Origin of the sequence: Nocardiopsis algeriensis (genome assembly GCF_014203695.1) — a bacterium.
GTDB lineage: Bacteria > Actinomycetota > Actinomycetes > Streptosporangiales > Streptosporangiaceae > Nocardiopsis > Nocardiopsis algeriensis.
In genome coordinates this window covers 462,455-480,483 of record NZ_JACHJO010000002.1, presented here as the reverse complement: position 1 = coordinate 480,483, position 18,029 = coordinate 462,455, and the positions used below count along the sequence as shown (strand labels likewise).

Here is an 18,029-nt window from a genome sequence, read left to right as displayed (position 1 = left end):
GGGGTCTCCAGTTCTGGTATCGGTATGTTTCCGGAAACTTCCGGAACTATGTGAGCACGGACACTAGAGCTCCGGTGCGCGGCGAGTCAAGATCGGGCCCCGCCCGGTGACCCGCAGAAGGCCCGACTCGTACTCTGGGGGCGGCACAAGGGAGGGCCAGTGACCGATACTCCGTCGCGAGAAGTCACCATTTCCGTCATTGCCGCGGAGGCGGGCGTGTCCGCTCCGACGGTGTCCCGCGTCCTCAACGGCCGGGGCGACGTCGCCCCGGCCACCCGGGAGCGGATCGAGTCCCTGATCCGGGCCCACGGCTACCGCCGCCGGGGCGGACGCTCCCGGGAGCGGATCGGTCTGCTCGACCTCGTCTTCAACGACCTGGACAGCCCGTGGGCGGTCGAGATCCTGCGCGGCGTCGAGGATGCCGCGCACACCGTCGGGACCGGCATCGTGGTCTCGGCCATCCACCGCAGGGCCGGTTCGACCCGGCGCTGGCTGGAGAACGTGCGTTCGCGCTCCAGCGACGGTGCCATCCTCGTGACCACGGACCTGGATCCCGCCCTGAAGGCCGAGCTCCGGGAGCTGCACGTGCCCGCGGTCGTCGTCGACCCGGTGGGCATCCCCGACCTGGACACGCCCACCATCGGCGCCACCAACTGGGCCGGGGGGCTCAGCGCGATCGGCCACCTGACCGCTCTCGGGCACCGGCGGATCGCCTTCGTCGCGGGACGCCCCGAGCTGTGGTGCAGCCGCGCCCGGCTCGACGGGTACCGGGCGGGGCTGGAGACTGCCGGCCTGGCGGTGGACGACGATCTCGTGGTGCCGGGGGAGTTCGACTACGAGTCCGGTTTCCGCGCGGGGGAGCACCTGATGGGCCTCGCCGATCCGCCCACGGCGGTGTTCGCGGCCAGTGACCAGATGGCCCTCGGCGTCTACGAGGCCCTGCGGCGCGGCGGCCTGCGGGTGCCGGCCGACGTCAGCGTGATCGGCTTCGACGACCTTCCCGAGGCGCACTGGGCCTCGCCGCCGCTGACCACGGTGCGCCAGCCGCTGGCGGACATGGGCCGGCTCGCGGTGCGCACGGTGCACAGGATCGTTCGGGGCGAGGCGATCGAGAGCCCGCGCGTGGAGCTGGCGACCGAGCTGGTCGTGCGGGACAGCACCGCGCCGCCGCCCGGAGAGGGCTGACACGGAAGCTGTCGTCACGTTTGGTGCGGAGATGTTGACTCTCCGCAGGAATTCTCTTTAGGCTGGCTTTGCTTGCCGGAATCTTCCGGTAACTCCCCTGACCCCTTGCGAGGAGACCTGCGTGAAGACCAGCCGCCGCCGTGTGAGAGGCCCCCTCCTCGCGGTCCTGCTCACCCTCGGCCTCTCCCTCTCCGCGACCCCCGCGTCGGCCTTCCCCGGATCTCCGGGGCCCGCCACCCCCGACATCGTCGACTCGACGGAGCACGGCGGCCGCACCGTGGCCCTCACCTTCGACGACGGTCCGAACCCGGAAGACACCCCCGAGCTGCTCGACGTGCTGCGCCGGCACCGGGTCCGGGCCGTGTTCTGCCTCCAGGGGGACCAGGTACAGCGGCACCCCGGCATCGCCCGGCGGATCGCGCGGGAGGGGCACACCCTGTGCAACCACTCGATGTACCACGGCGACATGGGGGACTGGTCGGAGGAGGAGATCCGCGCCGACCTGCTGGAGACCGATGCGGCGATCCGTGAGGCGGTGCCCTTCGCGCGGATCCCCTACTTCCGCGCGCCCTACGGGTCGTGGGGGCGATCCCCCGGGGTCGCGGCCGACCTGGGCATGCAGCCGCTGGGCTGGAGCCTGGCCGTCGAGGACTGGGTGCCGCCCGGCACCGACGAGCTCGTCCGGCGCGTGGAGGAGGGCGTCGGCCCGGGGGCGGTCGTGCTCCTGCACGACGGCGGGGGCGACCGCAGCCAGACGGTCGAGGCCGTGGCCCGGGTCGTCCCCGAGCTGAGGTCCGCGGGCTGGCGCTTCACCCTTCCCGCCCGGCGCGGCTAGGAGGTCCCGGCGGTGGCCCTGCGGGGGTCCCGACCCGCGGGGCCCCTGCTCCTGGCGGCCCCTGCCGGAGCCCGACCGCGCCGCCGGAGGCCCTCCCCCGGCGGCGCGGTCGGGCTCGCGATGCCTCCGACGACCGAAAACCTGACGCGACTAATCGATCACTTTTGGTTACCATGCGGGTGGTATCCGTGTTCCCGGCCCGGACGCGCGCTCCGCCCCTCCCCCGAGTGGAGGTCCGAGGTGCCGGATGCGGTCACTCGACGTGAGGATTTCGGTTCCACGGCAGCCTTGGGGGGCGCATGGTCGCAAGCAGCGGGGTGGAGGCGGTTCGCAGCGGAAGGGCGGAGGGGCGGCCGACGGTGTCCGTTCCGCGGGTCGGAGCGGAGCCCCCGCGCCCCCGCTCCTGGATCCGTGCCTACGTCGCCGGTCTGGTGGCGCTCGACCTGACCGCCGCGCTCCTGGCGGCCGGGGCCGGAACCGCGGTGCGCTTCCACGATGCGCTCGGCGCCCCGAGCACCGCCCCCTACCTGTACCTCTTCCTGCTGCTGCCGCCCGTGTGGGTCCTCTTCGTCCAGCTCGGCGGGGGCTACGAGCGCCGCTTCGTCGGGCTGGGCACGGAGGAGTACCGCCGCGTCGCGTCCGCCGCCCTGGCACTCACCGCCGCCGTGGCGATCGGTGCCTACGCCGCCAAGTTCGACCTGGCCCGGGGGTACCTGCTCGTCACCCTTCCCCTGCTCCTGCTGGGGAGCCTGGTCCTGCGCTACGTCCGGCGCAAGGCGCTGCACCGGCGCCGCGCCCTCGGGCAGTGCATGAGCGGGGTCGTCGTGGTCGGCCACCGGGTCGCGGCGGCCGAGCTCATCCGGTGCCTCCGCGCCCGCCCCCACCACGGCATGCGGGTCGTGGGGGTGTGCCTGCCCACCTCCGACGCCGGGGAGGGGGACGCGGAGGTGGAGGGCTGCCCCGTCGTCGGTGCCTTCCCCGACGCGGCGGACGCGGCCGCCCTCGTCCGTGCGGACACCGTGGCCGTCCTGGCCTGCCCGGAGATGGACGGCGCCGAGCTGCGGCGGCTGGCCTGGCGGCTGGAGAAGAGCGGCACCGACCTCGTCGTCGCCTCGGCCCTCATGGAGGTGGCCGGGCCGCGGACGACCATCCGCCCCGTGGCGGGGCTGCCCCTGCTGCACGTGGAGCATCCCGAGCTCGCCGGGGCCCGGCGTGTGGCCAAGGGGGCCTTCGACCGGTGCGCCGCCGCGCTCGCGCTCATCCTGCTGTCGCCGCTGTTCCTGGTGCTGGCGGTGCTCGTCCGCGCGGAGGACGGCGGCCCGGTGTTCTTCGGGCAGACCCGCGTGGGCAGGGGCGGGGCCGAGTTCACCGTGTACAAGTTCCGTACGATGGTCGTCGGTGCCGAGGCGCTGAAGGCGGCGCTGCGGCCCCTCAACGAGCACAACGGTGTGCTGTTCAAGATGCGACAGGACCCCCGGGTGACCCGGGTGGGGACATGGCTGCGCCGGTACTCGCTCGACGAGCTTCCCCAGCTCGTCAACGTGCTCCGCGGAGAGATGTCCCTGGTCGGCCCCCGGCCACCGCTTCCGGAGGAGGTCGCCCGCTACGGGCACGACGTCCGGCGCAGGCTGGTGGTCAAGCCCGGGCTGACGGGGCTGTGGCAGATCAGCGGCCGCTCCGACCTCTCCTGGGAGGAATCGGTCCGCCTGGATCTGCGGTACGTGGAAAACTGGTCGCTGACGTTGGACATCCAGATCCTGTGGAAGACGTGGTCAGCGGTGATCCGTGGGGCGGGGGCTTACTAACCGGTGAAGAGCATCCGAGACGATCATGAGGTGGCCCGCGACCTGGCCACCGAGGCGGGGCAGCTGCTGATGCGGCTGCGGGCCCGGCACGGCTTCGCCGAGCCCGACGTGCTGCGCACCCTGGGCGACCGCACCTCGCACGAGTTCCTGTTCTCCGCCCTCGGGCGCCTGCGCCCCAGCGACGCGGTGCTCTCCGAGGAGGGGGCCGACGACCCCGCCCGGCTGCGGTCGCGGCGCGTGTGGATCATCGACCCGCTCGACGGCACCCGCGAGTTCGCCGAGCCCGGCCGCACCGACTGGGCGGTGCACGTGGCCCTGTGGGAGAACGGCGAGCTGGCCGCCGGGGCGGTGGCGCTGCCCGCCCAGGGCAGCACCCTGTCGACGGTGGACCCGCCGTGGCTGCCCGAGGAGCGCCCGGCGGGACAGCGGCTGCGCATCACCGTGAGCCGCACCCGCCCGCCCGCGTTCGTGCAGAGGATGGCCACCCGGCTCGGTGCCGAACTGGTCCCGATGGGGTCGGCCGGCGCGAAGATCTGCTCGGTGCTGCTCGGCATGGCCGACATCTACGTGCACGCGGGCGGCCAGTACGAGTGGGACAGCGCCGCCCCTGTGGCGGTGGCCCGGGCGGCGGGCCTGCACGCCTCGCGGATCGACGGCACGGAGCTGTGTTACAACGAGGCCGACCCGCTGCTCCCCGATATCCTTGTATGTCGACCGGAATTGTCGGGTATGTTGTTGGCAAGCATCCGCGATGGCGCGGACCTCGACAGCGCCGGTCCGCACGCGGGGGGCTGAGGCCCAGACCCTCCGCCGCGGCGGTGTCCCAGCGGAAGGCGGATTCATGGGTCAGGCGAGTCAGCAGGCGCCCGGGCGCTACCAGCTCTCCCAGCTGGACGTCCTGGAGGCCGAGGCGATCTTCATCATGCGCGAGGTGGCCGCGGAGTTCGAGCGACCGGTGCTGCTCTTCTCCGGGGGCAAGGACTCCGTCGTCATGCTGCGGCTCGCCGAGAAGGCGTTCTGGCCGGGGGCGATCCCCTTCCCGGTCATGCACGTGGACACCGGGCACAACTTCCCCGAGGTCATCGAGTTCCGCGACCGCCGTGTCGCCGAGACCGGTGTGCGCCTGGTCGTCGCCTCCGTGCAGGAGCAGATCGACGCCGGCAACGTCACGGAGCCGACCGGCCGCTGGGCCAGCCGCAACCGCCTCCAGACCGCCGCGCTGCTGGACGCGATCGAGGAGAACGGCTTCGACGCGGCCTTCGGCGGCGCCCGCCGCGACGAGGAGAAGGCGCGCGCCAAGGAGCGCGTCTTCTCCTTCCGCGACGAGTTCGGCCAGTGGGACCCCAAGAACCAGCGCCCCGAGCTGTGGAGCGTGTACAACACCCGGATCAACCGGGGTGAGCACATCCGGGTCTTCCCGATCTCCAACTGGACCGAGCTCGACGTGTGGGACTACATCCGGCGCGAGAACCTGGAACTGCCCTCCATCTACTTCGCCCACGAGCGCCGCGTGTTCGAGCGGGACGGCATCCTGCTGGCGGACTCGCCCGTCATTCAGCGCGACGAGTCCGAGGTGCCCTTCACCGAGACCGTGCGCTACCGCACCGTCGGCGACCTGACCTGCACCGGAGCGGTCAGATCCACCGCCGTGGAGCTGGACGACATCATCTCCGAGATCGCCGCGACCCGGATCACCGAGCGCGGACAGACCCGGGCCGACGACCGCGCGAGCGAGGCAGCGATGGAGGACCGCAAGCGCGAGGGTTATTTCTAGGCCCTCCTGCCGACCCGTTCCCCCGTCCAGACCGCTCCCACCCACCTAGGACCAGGCAAGCATGAGCAACGACATCCTGCGGTTCGCGACGGCGGGCTCCGTCGACGACGGCAAGAGCACCCTGATCGGCAGGCTGCTGTACGACTCCAAGTCGATCTTCGAGGACCAGCTCGCGTCGGTGGAGCGCACCAGCGCCGCGCGCGGCGAGGAGCAGGCCAACCTGGCCCTGCTCACCGACGGCCTGCGGGCCGAACGCGAGCAGGGCATCACCATCGACGTGGCCTACCGCTACTTCGCCACCCCCAGACGCACCTTCATCATCGCCGACACGCCCGGGCACATCCAGTACACCCGGAACATGGTCACCGGTGCCTCCACCGCCGACCTGGCGATCATCCTCGTGGACGCCCGCAAGGGCCTGCAGGAGCAGAGCCGCCGCCACGCCTTCCTCGCCACGCTGCTCCAGGTGCCGCACCTGGTCCTGGCGGTCAACAAGATGGACCTGGTCGGCTACGACCAGGACCGCTTCGAGGAGATCAGGGCCGAGTTCGCCGACTTCGCCGCCAAGCTGGAGACCCGCGACCTGACGTTCGTGCCGATCTCGGCGCTGCACGGCGACAACGTGGTGGACCGCTCGGAGAACATGCCCTGGTACGAGGGCCCCTCCCTGCTGCACCACCTGGAGAACGTGCACATCGCCTCGGACCGCAACCTCATCGACGCGCGCTTCCCGGTGCAGTACGTGGTCCGTCCGCACAGGTCCCGGGACCCCGAGCTGCACGACTACCGCGGCTACGCGGGCCAGGTCGCGGGCGGGGTGCTCAAGCCCGGCGACGAGGTGGTCCACCTGCCCTCGGGGCTGAACACGCGCGTGGCCTCGATCAGGACGGCGGACGGCGAGGTCGCCGAGGCGTTCTCGCCGATGTCGGTCACCCTCCTGCTGGAGGACGAGATCGACATCTCGCGCGGCGACATGATCTGCCGCCCCGGCAACATGCCGACGGTCTCGCAGGACATCGAGGCGATGGTGTGCTGGATGACGGACACGCGCAAGCTGTCACCGCGCGCCAAGCTCGTCGTCAAGCACACGACGCGCACCGCGAAGGTGGTGGTCAAGGAGCTGCGGTACCGGCTGGACGTCAACACGCTGCACCGGGACGAGCAGGCCGACCACCTGGAGCTCAACGAGATCGGGCGGGTGCGGCTGCGCTCCACCCAGCCCCTCTTCGTGGACGAGTACAACCGCAACCGGCAGACGGGCGGCTTCATCCTCATCGACGAGGCCACCAACACCACCGTCGGCGCGGGAATGGTCGTCAAGGCCGACTGACGCGGGCCCCGCAGGGGCCCGGAGCTCCCGTGTTCCGAGGAAGGGGTACGGGGGTGCGGGAAGATGGCGCAACGGGCATGCGGCCCTACGGAAAGTGGTGTCCCGACGACTCCGCGATCCTTCGGGCCCGTGCCCGTTCTCGCATGTCAGGACCTGGGCATGCCCCGCACTTCGTTCAGGGCCGACCTTCGTGCGTTTTCCAGGAAAGTACGTGAAATCCGGGGCCTTGGTCCTTACTCGTGCGAAATCGGTCATAAGTGCGAGATCGGTTGAGTTCGACCGGTGATCGGCAGACGCGGCAGCGTTGAGACGGGGTTCCCGTGGATTTCGGACGCTTTCAGGACCGGCCGAAATCAGGAACGGTCCTTGTCGGCGGCGACGAGGAGAAACATCGCCCCTCGACTCGGATCCGGCATGGTCAGGCGCTTGCCGAAAACCCTCCGCGTGGCCGATGCGGCTGTTCTTGTCCGTGTGCCGGGGCACATGGCGAAAAATCAGCAGATGCGCGTATCCTGGGCAGCTGTGCGGCATGACAAAGGCCGATGATCAGGCTTTCTGCGGAATCCCTTCGCCCTTCGTGAAATCTTCAAGGTCGATATGGCATGTTTGACGCATCATGTCCGAAACGCCAAGGGTGTATCGGCGCGGCAGACCAGGCAGAGCCGAGACCAGCGGCTTTCCACCACACCAAGGAGACCCCCAGCGTGACCTCCCACACGACCCCCACCAAGACACTCGCGGTCGCGGGTGCGGCCGCTCTGCTGGCCCTGACCGGGTGCTCGGGCGGAACAGCCGTCTTCGACTTCACCGAGCCCATGGTGGAGCCGGCGCAGAGCATCAAGTTCCGTGTTCCGGATGAACTGATCGACATAAGCGAGGACTACGCCGAGGTACGCGTGCAGGAGTCCGTCACCGTGAGCTCTGTCGAGTCGGAGGACCCCTCGCAGTGCGCCGTGGGATACCGGTTCGAGTACGTCGACGGCGGCTTGGAGCGCCTCCTCGCCTCCCTCGAGGAGGAGGGCGACAAGGACCAGAGCGAGGAAGAGCGGATGGCCCGCGCCCTGGTCGGCGAGCCGCTGGATTCGATCGAGCTCAGCGAGGACTACAGCTCCGCGGTGGTGCCGGTGAGCTGTGCCGTTTCTCCGAACGACACCGAGAACACCGTGAAAGTGCGGCTCAAGCAGACCCCTGAGAGTGGGGAAAGCAGTTTTGCCTGGGCCGAAATCACCGTCATGAAGAGTGGTGATCTGTTCGTCCACGAGCCCGAGATCAGTGACGACTGGCAGCTCGACTCCGACGGCAACTGGATCCAGGTCGGCTAGATCCCGGCCCCCTCTCGGGGAGAAATTCGGCCGTCGGCCGTCACCGGGTGGAAGAGCCTCGCCTCCGGAGGCAGGGTCCGCACCGATCCGGACAGGACTCTCCCACCCCCGGACGTCAGCCGGAACCGGACCGCAGGGGTGTGGAACGTGAGGGTTCCCGGCCCTGCAGGATTCCGCCGCATGTGTACGGGGCCGCCCCTGCGGGCGGCCCTTTTCCTTTTCCGGACCGGAACGGTCCACCGGGAGCGCTGTGAGCGTGTCCTCGCTGGTGGGAGGGCCTGACTGTGTCATTCTTCTCGCGTCTTCCGGACATCGTCCGGGGTGCGGCAGGGGGAAATACATTGGGTTTTCTCCGGTTGTGCGACCTTCTTGCCGCTGGAAACGCCCGCAAGGAGATCATTTATGCACAATGCCCGAATGCGGAGGGCCCTCCTCGGCGCCGCGGCGGCCGGGGCGCTCGTACTGCCCCTGGCCGCGGCGGTACCGGCCGCGGCCCAGGAACCGGCGCCCCTGTACACCAGCGCAGCCCCGGCCGAGGGCGAGTGGTTCGTCGTCATGGAGGAGGGTGCCGGCCCGGCCGCGTCGAGCCCCGAGGCCCTGGGCATCCCCGCGGAGAGGATCAACCACACCTACACCGAGGTCGTCGACGGCTACGCCGCGACGCTGACCCAGGCCGAGGTGGAGGAGGTGCGGGCCCGGGACGGTGTGGCCTACGTCGAGCAGGTCGGCGTCGCCGGCATCCGCGTCACGTGGGGCCTGGACCGCATCGATCAGCAGGACCTGCCCCTGGACGGCGTCTACGCCACCTACGGCGACGGGTCGGGGACCTCCGCCTACGTCATCGACACCGGTATCGACCCGGACCACCCCGACTTCGGGGGTCGGGCCTCGGTGGCCTTCGACGCGCTGGGCGGAAACGGCTACGACGGGCACGGGCACGGGACCCATGTGGCGGGCACCGTCGGCTCCGCCACCTACGGTGTGGCCCCCGGCACGGAGCTGTTCGGTGTCAAGGTCCTGGCCGACGACGGCTGGGGCACCTTCGACGACGTCATCGCGGGGGTCGAGTGGGTGGCGCAGAACGCGCCGCCCGGATCGGTGGCCAACATGTCCCTGAGCGGACCGCCTTCGGAGACGGTCGACGCCGCCGTCACCGCGCTGGCCGAGTCCGGGGTGTTCGTGGCGGTCGCCGCGGGCAACTTCGCCGAGGACGCCGAGGGGGGTTCCCCGGCCCGGGCCCCGGCCGTGACGACGGTGGCCGCCTCCGACATGAACGACGCCTCTGCCGACTTCACCAACTTCGGACCGCTCGTGGACCTGTACGCCCCCGGTGTGCTCGTGGAGTCCACCATTCCCGGCGGCGGGTCGGCGGAGCTGGACGGCACGTCGATGGCCAGTCCGCACGTGGCCGGAGCGGCAGCGCTGTACAAGGGCATGTACGGCAACCGCGGCCAGGACGAGATCAACGGCTGGCTCGTCGCCAACGGCGTCCATGGCAGGCTGACGGGAGTTCCCGCGAACACGGTGAACATCCTGCTCAACGTCCAGGGTCTGTAGGAGGACGCAGGGGGACCGCTTCCCGGCGGTCCCCCTTTTTTGTTTTTCGGGAGTTCGACCGTCGCATCTTCCGCGTGGTGTTTTCATCGGTAAAAGCATGTTCTGTCTTTGATGGGCTGTCGGCGAGGGGGGTGGACAAGGATTTTCCGTGAAGTTGTGGGAGCGCTCCCGATCGCTGTTGCAGCTGTACATACGCTGCCTGCGGGCGGGGGCGCTACCCAGAAAAGGTCGGAAATCACATGGCGGAGGGGAAGAAACTCTTCTCCCCGGGGAGGTGCGATTCTGGCGATCCCCTCACTGGCGTGTCGACTCGCGGCAAGTGTGTAATGATGTGAACACGTACGGTTATGTACCTTTGTTGTGCATGTTTTGTCCGACTTCTGCAAGGAGAACACATGAACAACCTCCCCAGCCGGCGCTCCCTGTTCGGCGCCCTCGCCGCGGGCGTCCTCTCCCTGCCACTGGCCTTCGGCGGCACCGCCTCCGCCGGCGCCGACGACCTGGCTCCCCTGTACACCAGCGCCGACGCGGTGGACGGTGAGTGGTTCGTCGTCCTGGAGGACACCGTCGGCGCGGACTCCGCCGGACCCGACGCGCTGGGCATCTCCGCCGACAGGATCAGCCATACCTACGAACAGGTCCTCAAGGGCTACTCGGCCACGCTGACCGAGGCCGAGGTCGGTGAACTGCGGGCCCGGGAGGGCGTGGCCTACGTCGAGCAGGTGGGCGTCGCCCGCACCACCGTGACGTGGGGCCTGGACCGCATCGACCAGGAGGACCTGCCCCTGGACGGCGCCTACAACGTCGGCAGCGACGGCTCCGGCGTCTCGGCCTACGTCCTCGACACCGGTATCGACCCGGACCATCCCGACTTCGAGGGCCGGGCCTCGGCGGCCTTCGACGCGCTGGGCGGGGACGGATACGACGGCAACGGGCACGGGACCCATGTGGCGGGCACCGTCGGCTCCGCCACCTACGGTGTGGCCCCCGGTGTCGAGCTCTTCGGTGTCAAGGTCCTGGCCGACGACGGATCGGGCTCCTACGACGACGTCATCGCCGGCATCGACTGGGTGGCCCGGAACGCGGGGCCGTCCTCGGTCGCCAACCTGTCCCTGGGCGGCACCCCCTCCCAGGCGCTCGACGACGCGGTCAACGCGCTGGCCGCGTCGGGGGTGTTCGTGGCGGTCGCCGCGGGCAACGACGGGACCGACGCCGGAAACAACTCCCCGGCCCGCGCCTCGGGCGTGACCACCGTGGCCGCCTCCGACAGCAGCGACACCGCCGCTGAGTTCTCCAACCACGGCTCCGCGGTGGACCTGTACGCCCCGGGTGTGGCGATCGAGTCGACCGTTCCCGGCGGCGGCACCTCCGCGCTGGACGGCACGTCGATGGCCGGCCCGCACGTGGCCGGAGCGGCGGCACTGTACAAGAGCGCCAACGGCGACGCCTCCCAGGAGGCCATCCAGGACTGGCTGGTCTCCAACGGCGGCTCCGACAAGCTCGACGGGGTCCCGCCGGGCACGGCGAACATCCTGCTCAACGTCCGAGGACTGTGATCCGGGCGGCGGCCGCCGGCTCCCCGTTCGCCCGCGGCACGCCCGAAACGCGCGCTCCCCGGACGTGTTCCGCCGGGGGCCCGGGCCGGTGCGCCGCACCCGTCCGGGTGCCCGCGCCCACCAGGGGTCATCACTCCTCGGACCCATGTGGTCACGGAAGGCAATAGCCTGGTCCTGTGGACGGTGCGTATCGACTGGTGTTCGTCGGAGGGATGGGGCGCTCGGGATCGACGCTCATCGAACGGCTCCTGGGGGAGCTCCCCGGGTTCTGTTCGGTGGGCGAGACGGTGCACCTGTGGCGCCGAGGGCTTCTGGAGAACGAGCTGTGCGGCTGCGGGCGGCCGTTCGCCGACTGCGGCTTCTGGACCGAGGTGGGCATGCGGGCCTTCGGGGGATGGGAGCACCTCGACGTCCGCGAGGTGCTGCGGCTCAAGGCGGGGATCGACCGCACCCGCTACCTGCCGGTCCTGCTCCACGCCTCCGACCGGGGCGCGGTCGCCGCGCGGGGGGAGTGCTACACCGCGTTCTACCACCGCCTGTACTCCGCGGTCGCCCAGGTCAGCGGCGCACGCGTGATCGTCGACGCCAGCAAGCACGCCTCGCTCGCCGCCTGCCTGCGCCGGCGGTACGGCACGGGCATGCGCCTGCTGCACGTGGTGCGCGACCCGCGGGCGGTGGCGTACTCGTGGGGCAAGCGGCTGCCGCGGCCCAGCGCCTCGGCGGCCAGCAGCGAACCGGAGATGGCCCGCTGCTCGCCCGGGCGGGCGGCGGTGCGGTGGATGGCCCAGAACGCCTACCTGGACGCCCTGGCCCGGCGCGGTGTCCCCACGCTGCGTGTGCGCTACGAGGACTTCGTCGCGGATCCGGGCGGGGAGTTCGGCCGCATCGCCGCGTTCGCGGGATACGAGGGCAGGCCGCCCGACCCGGGGGAGGAGCGGCTGCCGGCGGCGGAGGGGCACGCGATCTCGGGCAACCCGATGCGCTTCTCCCCGGGGCCGGTCGGGGTGCGCGCGGACCACGGGTGGCGCGAGGGCCTGGCGCCCTGGCGCAGGTCCCTCGTGAGCGCGGTGACGGCGGGACACCGGAGGCGCTACGGGTACTGAGTCCGCCCGTTTCGCCTGTTCGGCGTGGTGTTCGGACGCTTCCTGACGTAAGGTGTCAGCTCAATCACTCAGAGTTGCATTCAGGGGGCGTGCGCTGTGGGCAGGGGACCGGTACGGGGAACGGCGGCGGCGGGGGCGGCCCTGCTCGTCCTCACTCTGGGAGGGGAGGGGCACGCCGAGCACACCTCCGGGTACGAGTGCACGATCTCCGAGATCCTGGAACCCTCCTGCGGTGTCTGGTGGGGCGCCAGTCCCTACAAGGACCGGATCGAGCCGCTGGAGGAGGCGGTGGGCCGGCGGATGGACATCGTCTACACCTGGCGCGGCATCGACCAGGCCTCCGTGCCCGGTGAGCGCGAGCGCGCACTGGTCGCCGAGGGCCGGTTCGTCCACACCAACATCGAGGCGCGCCGGTTCACCCGCCCGGGGCATCCCGCCGTCGACTACGGCTCCATCCTGCGGGGCGACTTCGACGAGTCGCTGCGGTCCCAGGCCCGGGGCGTCGCCGAGCTGAAGGTGCCCTATTTCGTCACCTTCGACCACGAGGCCGACGCGGGCAAACGCTACGACCGGCGCGGCACCCCCGAGGAGTTCGTACGGGCCTGGCGCCACATCGTGGACCTGTACCGGGAGGAGGGCGCCGACAACGCCGTGTGGGTGTGGAACGTGACCGGCTGGAAGGGCAACCTCGACCGGCTCCCGGGGCTGTGGCCGGGCAACGACCACGTCGACTGGATCAGCTGGGAGGCGTACAACATGAGCGGCTGCGACCTCCACCCGGACTGGACGGAGCCGGTCTCCTTCGAGGAGGCCCTGCGGCCCGCCTACGAGTGGATCCAGGAGGAGGGGCCCCGGCACGGCATCGACCCCGGGAAGCCGGTGATGATCGGCGAGATGGGTACCACGTACATCGGACCGGAGCGGACGCGGCAGTGGTACGCCGAGATCCCGGAGGTGCTCCGGCGCTACGAGCGGGTGCGCGCCGTCAAGGTGTGGGACAACCGCGTCTCGGACTGCGACTTCCGGGTCGGCGCCCACGAGCACGCCCGCGAGGGCTTCGCGGAGGCCGGGCAGGACCCCTACGTGAACCTGCCCGACCAGATACGGGAGTTCGTCGCGTCCGCCGAGCAGCGCGCCGGGCGCGGTCTGCCCCGCCTCCCCTGACGCCTTCCCCGCGGCCCGCGACGCCTCCGGCGGGCCTAGACGCCCCTGCCGCGCAGGTGCAGGGCGCGCAGGATCCAGCCGGGCGGTATTCCGCACACCACCAGCAGGGCGAGGTGGGCGCGCGGCTCGGCGGGGCGCCGGCGCAGCGTCGCGGCGATCCAGCGCAGGGCGGCACCGCGGCGCCCCGACGCGGCCTCGGCGAAGGCGATCTGGCCCGACACGCGGGCATGGCCGCGCGGAACCAGGGCGAACTCGGGGTAGCGGTCCAGGAGCCAGCGCAGCGCCGTGGAGGTGGTCTGCCATCGGCCGGCGAAGTGGGAGTGCCGGTGCCACAGCACCCGTACGCCCGCCTCGGGGACGTTGCGGACCGGGCGGCGCCGGGCCAGGCGCAGCAGGAGCTCGTAGTCCTCCGCGTAGCTGCCGGGAATCTCCTCGCTGACGGGGCCGCAGCCGCCGACCAGTGCGCGGCGCCGGATGAGGAACGTCGACGGATGCAGCTCGGTCAGCCGGGATCCGAGCAGGTCGCCGAAGGAGACGCTGGTCCGCTCCAGGACGCGCACGCACTCGGTCCTGTCGTAGACCACCGTGATGCCGCAGCAGACCACCTCGGTGTCCGGCTCCTCGAGCATCACCCGCACCTGGGCCCGGAGCTTGCCCGGCAGCCAGATGTCGTCGTCGTCGCAGAAGGCCACCAGGTCGGTCCCGGCGGCCGCCACACCGGTGTTGCGGGCCCCCGCCAGACCGGGGGTGAGCGTGTTGGAGAGCACCCGCACCGGGCGATCGCCCCCCTCCCGCGCCAGGGAGGGGTCGGGCCGCCCGTTGTCGTAGACCACGAGGGTGGTGATCCGGCCGGGATAGTCCTGCTCGGCGACGGCCCGCAGGGTACGGCGCAGCAGCTCGGGGCGGTCGCGCGTGGGGACCACGACGGTGACCTCGGGCCAGTCGGCGGGCCCCTGCGGTGCGGCCGGAACCCCTGCCGGGGCAGGACCGGGTTCGGGGTCCACCAGCAGGTCGATGAGCGCACCCGCGCGCAGCGCGGCCTGCTCGGGCTCGTCGGCGCCGCTCACCCGGAAGTCCTCCGGGTTGTCCAGCGCCTTGTCGATCAGCGCCGCCAGCTGCTGCGGGGTGGAGCAGGAGCGCACCCGCCCGGCCTCCTCCAGCCTCTGGACGAAGAGCAGCTGGTGGTCGTCGACGTGCTCGTCCAGCTCCGGGTCGCGGGCGACCACGACCGGCAGGTGCCCGGCCGCGCGCGCCTGGACGATCGTTCCGGGACCGCCGTGGGTGACCACGACCCTGGCGGCGCGCATCTGATCGCCCAGCTCCGTGCCGGACAGGAAGGGCGTGCCCGGCACGTCGCGGGGCGCGCGGCTGTGCCCGTGCTGGACGAGGAAGCGCAGGTCGCGGCGGCGCCTGGCGTAGTCGTCGATCCACCGTACGAGCCGGTCGAAGGCGTGGTGGTCGGTACCGACGCTGACGACCACGTCGGGGTGGTCGCTGAGCCCGGGCCGGGGTTGCGGGTGAGCGGTCTGTTCTGTCACAGGAGCGGTCCTACGGTGATGGCGGTCGGCATGAAGGCGCGCTGCTCCTCCCACTGGGCGAGGTACAGGCGGGTGAAGGGACGGCACAGGCGCGAGGTCAGGGTGGGGGTGTCGACGCGGTCGTAGACCTCGATGTAGACGGTGGGGACGCGCAGCAGCCAGGCCAGGGCGAAGAACGGCAGCGCCACCCCGGCCCCGGTCGTCACGACGGCGCCCGGGCGACCTCGGGACAGCACCCGCAGGGCCAGCGCCGTGTTGCGCACCAGGTTGCCGAGGTGGCGGGTGGTGGGATGGAAGGCCCACCACACCCGCTCGCCCTCCAGGGCCGCTTCGGCGTCAGGGGTCCGGAAGGTCACCCAGACGCGGTCGCGCCCCTGCCACCAGGGGCGGAGTGAGCGCAGCTGGGCGAGGTGCCCGCCGCTGGAGGCCACGAGGAGTATCGGTCGCGCAGACATAGAGTAATCATGCCATGACAATTTGTAATCAGAGGGGTGTCATCGCCGGAGGCGGAGAAGGCCGCGCATCGCCCACACCGTCGCCAGGTGCCCGGCCGCGCCGGCGGCCACCGCCGCGACCGGAAGGAGGACGCCTCCACCGGAGAGTGCCCGCGTCAGCAGGGGCAGGGCACCGCACCACAGCAGCGCGCTGCCCGCCGCCGCCAGCACGGAGGGGCAGAGCGGGTGCGGGGCCGAGGTGGAGCGCAGCTGCCACAGCGGCAGCAGTTTGCGGACCAGCACGGCCCCGGCCAGGGCGGCGGCCGCGCCCACAGCCCCCAGCGGCGGGACGAACAGTACGCACAGCAGCACGTTCGCGGCCAGGGCCAGCACGTTGTTGAGCAGGTTCATCCCCGTGCGGCCGGTCATCGACAGCACCAGGTCGCCCGGGCCCAGGGCGGTGGCCGCCATCTGCCCCGCGCACACGACGGCCAGGGCGGCGGCTCCGGAGGCGTAGGCGGGCCCGAACAGGCCCATCACCTCACCGGAGAACACCAGAACCGTCAGGTACAGCGGCCAGTTCAGACACACCAGCCATGCCGCCACCGCCCGGTACAGGTTCCGCGCTCCGGCGTGGTCGCCCGCCGCGACCTGTTCGGCGAACCGGGGCTGGGCGGCGTGCAGCACCGCCTGCGCGGCGGTCTGTCCGGCCACGGTGATCCTCGTCGCGGCGGTGAACAGCGCCGCCCCCGCGAGCCCGCCCAGCAGCGCGGTCAGCACCACGCCTCCGCGCTGCACACCCAGCTGCGCGCAGCCGGCCGCCGCGCGCGGCAGCGCGAACGACCAGAACTCCGCCCGGGAGACGGCGGCCCCCGCCCGCGGGGCCTCGTCGGCGGGGGCGGTCCGCCTCAGGATCCGGCCGAGCCAGAACCAGGCCACCGCCGCCGCGGGAAGGTACGGACCCGCCCAGGCCACGGCCAGCAGCCCTGCCGAGCCGGTCGCGGCGACCGCTCCCACCAGTGCCAGCTGGGCCAGCGGCCGCCCCACCCGTTCCACGGCGACGGTCCCCGCCATGTCGTGGTGGGCCCGTCCGGCCGCCAGTGCGGTCTCGGCCAGCACCGCCGCGGGCAGGAACGCCGCGAGCAACCGCAGGTAGGAGGCCGCCTCCCCGGTACCCATCGCACCCGCCACGGGCTCCGCGCACACCACCAGGACCGCCGAGGCCGCGCACGCACCCAGCACGGCCGGCCCCACCGCCGTCCTCAGCAGCTCCCGGACACCCTCCCGCCGCCCCAGCACCCGCAGCCGGGCGGTGAAGTACACGAGGCCGTCGGGCGCCCCCGCGTTCGCGACCGCCGCCGTGATGAGGAACACCGAGGTGGCGGAGAACAGCAGACCCGCCTCCTCCTGGGAGAAGGCGCGGGTGACCGTGACGATCAGCGCCAGGTTGAGCACGGTGCCGATCCCGGCCCCGGCCGCGCCCAGGGCACCACCGCGCAGGACGCGGCGCAGCCCCGAGCCCTCGGCGGTGGCGGTCACGCGCGCCACGAAGGTGTGCGGCCCCACCACCGGGCCAGGCGGGCGTCGCTCTCGGCGAACCGCTCGGACAGCTCCGCGCGCAGCTCCTCCGGCATCATGCCCCGGCGGCGTGCGTTGTGCTTCCCCGGGGGCCGCCCCGGTCCCGGCCCCAGACCGAGGAACCGCTCGATCTCCTCCAGCTCGCGGGTGGTCCCGTCGAAGAGGTCCGCGTGGTCGGACACGTGGATCCGCTCACGGCCCAGGTGCCGCTCCAGCCGGAGCAGCTGGTCGATGTAGTGCCCCCGGGCGACGTACCCGTGGTGCTGGTGGGAGTGCGAGCGGTAGCTCGGGTCCGCGACGAGCTTGTCCTCCTCGCCGGCCAGACGCGACTCCTCCAGTTCCAGGGCGCGGCGCAGCGGCTCGGTCTCGAACCCCCGGGCGCTCTCGTGCGCGTGCGCGGAGAAGGCGCGCTCGACCGGGTCGCGCAGAACCACGACCACCCGCACCTCCGGCAGGTCGCGGGCGATCCGCTCCGCCGCCAGCGGGTGGAACAGGTAGTACGGGCTCGACTCGAACACCTTGCGCCCGCGCAGCAGGGCGCGCAGCGGAAAGTGCGACCGGTACCAGACCGGTCCCCGGTCGTACCCGGTGTCGAAGTAGTGCACCCCTTTGCGCAGGACCGGCCCGACCACCTCCGGATGGCTGCTCAGGGCCTTGAACAGCGACGTGGTGCCGCAGCGCTGGGCCCCGCAGACGAGGAAGTCCGGCAGCGCCCGTGCCGGGGCGGTGGCCCGGCCGGCCCCGTCGACCAGCGACAGGAGCGTCCGGCGGGCCGGACCGGCCAGCCGTCGGGTCAGGGTGGGTGAGGCATGCCGTGGCATGGCGTGGTTCCCTTCGCAGGTGTCGTC

The 18,029-nt window shown here is 71.7% G+C and carries 15 protein-coding genes; 11 read left to right on the top strand and 4 right to left on the bottom strand.

Annotated elements, in window-relative coordinates:
• Positions 1-159 precede the first annotated feature (159 nt).
• From FHS13_RS04420 to FHS13_RS04370, 11 genes are all read left to right on the top strand, one after another.
• On the top strand, positions 160-1,185 hold the full coding sequence (locus tag FHS13_RS04420; protein ID WP_184287819.1) for a substrate-binding domain-containing protein: 1,026 nt from the start codon (positions 160-162) through the stop codon (positions 1,183-1,185).
• A gap of 121 nt (positions 1,186-1,306) precedes the next feature.
• Positions 1,307-2,020: a polysaccharide deacetylase family protein gene (locus FHS13_RS04415; protein WP_184287817.1), complete on the top strand. Its 714-nt coding sequence runs from the start codon at positions 1,307-1,309 to the stop codon at positions 2,018-2,020.
• A 299-nt stretch (positions 2,021-2,319) separates the two neighbouring features.
• Positions 2,320-3,825, top strand: a complete 1,506-nt coding sequence (locus FHS13_RS04410) for a sugar transferase (RefSeq protein WP_184287814.1) — start codon at positions 2,320-2,322, stop codon at positions 3,823-3,825.
• A 3-nt stretch (positions 3,826-3,828) separates the two neighbouring features.
• On the top strand, positions 3,829-4,620 hold the full coding sequence (locus tag FHS13_RS04405; protein ID WP_184287811.1) for an inositol monophosphatase family protein: 792 nt from the start codon (positions 3,829-3,831) through the stop codon (positions 4,618-4,620).
• 46 nt (positions 4,621-4,666) lie between these two features.
• The gene (cysD, locus tag FHS13_RS04400) at positions 4,667-5,599 is read left to right on the top strand and encodes a sulfate adenylyltransferase subunit CysD (protein ID WP_184287808.1); all 933 of its coding nucleotides are present in this window, start codon (positions 4,667-4,669) and stop codon (positions 5,597-5,599) included.
• A 61-nt stretch (positions 5,600-5,660) separates the two neighbouring features.
• Positions 5,661-6,929 (top strand): sulfate adenylyltransferase subunit CysN, encoded by a 1,269-nt coding sequence (cysN, locus tag FHS13_RS04395; RefSeq protein ID WP_184287805.1) that lies wholly within the window; start codon positions 5,661-5,663, stop codon positions 6,927-6,929.
• Between the two features lie 704 nt (positions 6,930-7,633).
• The gene (locus tag FHS13_RS04390; protein WP_184287802.1) at positions 7,634-8,251 is read left to right on the top strand and encodes a hypothetical protein; all 618 of its coding nucleotides are present in this window, start codon (positions 7,634-7,636) and stop codon (positions 8,249-8,251) included.
• 417 nt (positions 8,252-8,668) lie between these two features.
• Positions 8,669-9,808, top strand: a complete 1,140-nt coding sequence (locus FHS13_RS04385) for a S8 family peptidase (RefSeq protein ID WP_246404400.1) — start codon at positions 8,669-8,671, stop codon at positions 9,806-9,808.
• Positions 9,809-10,203: 395 nt separating this feature from the next.
• Positions 10,204-11,364, top strand: a complete 1,161-nt coding sequence (locus FHS13_RS04380) for a S8 family peptidase (RefSeq protein WP_184287796.1) — start codon at positions 10,204-10,206, stop codon at positions 11,362-11,364.
• Positions 11,365-11,576: 212 nt separating this feature from the next.
• Positions 11,577-12,467, top strand: a complete 891-nt coding sequence (locus FHS13_RS04375; protein WP_184288022.1) for a sulfotransferase — start codon at positions 11,577-11,579, stop codon at positions 12,465-12,467.
• A gap of 141 nt (positions 12,468-12,608) precedes the next feature.
• Positions 12,609-13,631 (top strand): glycoside hydrolase family 26 protein, encoded by a 1,023-nt coding sequence (locus FHS13_RS04370; protein WP_221442391.1) that lies wholly within the window; start codon positions 12,609-12,611, stop codon positions 13,629-13,631.
• Between the two features lie 35 nt (positions 13,632-13,666).
• Here FHS13_RS04370 and FHS13_RS04365 read toward each other — a convergent pair whose 3' ends face one another.
• The 4 genes from FHS13_RS04365 to FHS13_RS04350 are packed head-to-tail and all read right to left on the bottom strand — an operon-like array spanning position 13,667 to position 18,002.
• Positions 13,667-15,169 carry a glycosyltransferase gene (locus FHS13_RS04365; protein ID WP_184287791.1) on the bottom strand — a complete coding sequence of 501 codons (1,503 nt, stop codon included), beginning with the start codon at positions 15,167-15,169 and terminating at the stop codon, positions 13,667-13,669.
• Positions 15,166-15,624, bottom strand: coding sequence for a glycosyltransferase family 28 protein (locus tag FHS13_RS04360; RefSeq protein ID WP_184287788.1), 459 nt, complete (start codon positions 15,622-15,624; stop codon positions 15,166-15,168). The genes FHS13_RS04365 and FHS13_RS04360 overlap by 4 nt, the downstream gene beginning before the upstream one ends.
• 39 nt (positions 15,625-15,663) lie before the next feature.
• The gene (locus tag FHS13_RS04355; RefSeq protein ID WP_184288019.1) at positions 15,664-17,169 is read right to left on the bottom strand and encodes a lipopolysaccharide biosynthesis protein; all 1,506 of its coding nucleotides are present in this window, start codon (positions 17,167-17,169) and stop codon (positions 15,664-15,666) included.
• On the bottom strand, positions 17,139-18,002 hold the full coding sequence (locus tag FHS13_RS04350) for a sulfotransferase domain-containing protein (RefSeq protein WP_184287785.1): 864 nt from the start codon (positions 18,000-18,002) through the stop codon (positions 17,139-17,141). Before FHS13_RS04350 ends, FHS13_RS04355 begins: the two co-directional genes overlap by 31 nt.
• Positions 18,003-18,029: the final 27 nt, after the last annotated feature.

Bases quoted from the DNA above. Each gene is read 5' to 3' on its own strand.
- FHS13_RS04410 (WP_184287814.1), top strand. From the start codon at position 2,320: ATGGTCGCAAGCAGCGGGGTGGAGGCGGTTCGCAGCGGAAGGGCGGAG.
- cysD (WP_184287808.1), top strand. From the start codon at position 4,667: ATGGGTCAGGCGAGTCAGCAGGCGCCCGGGCGCTACCAGCTCTCCCAG.
- cysN (WP_184287805.1), top strand. From the start codon at position 5,661: ATGAGCAACGACATCCTGCGGTTCGCGACGGCGGGCTCCGTCGACGAC.
- FHS13_RS04385 (WP_246404400.1), top strand. From the start codon at position 8,669: ATGCGGAGGGCCCTCCTCGGCGCCGCGGCGGCCGGGGCGCTCGTACTG.
- FHS13_RS04380 (WP_184287796.1), top strand. From the start codon at position 10,204: ATGAACAACCTCCCCAGCCGGCGCTCCCTGTTCGGCGCCCTCGCCGCG.
- FHS13_RS04375 (WP_184288022.1), top strand. From the start codon at position 11,577: ATGGGGCGCTCGGGATCGACGCTCATCGAACGGCTCCTGGGGGAGCTC.
- FHS13_RS04360 (WP_184287788.1), bottom strand. From the start codon at position 15,624: ATGTCTGCGCGACCGATACTCCTCGTGGCCTCCAGCGGCGGGCACCTC.
- FHS13_RS04350 (WP_184287785.1), bottom strand. From the start codon at position 18,002: ATGCCACGGCATGCCTCACCCACCCTGACCCGACGGCTGGCCGGTCCG.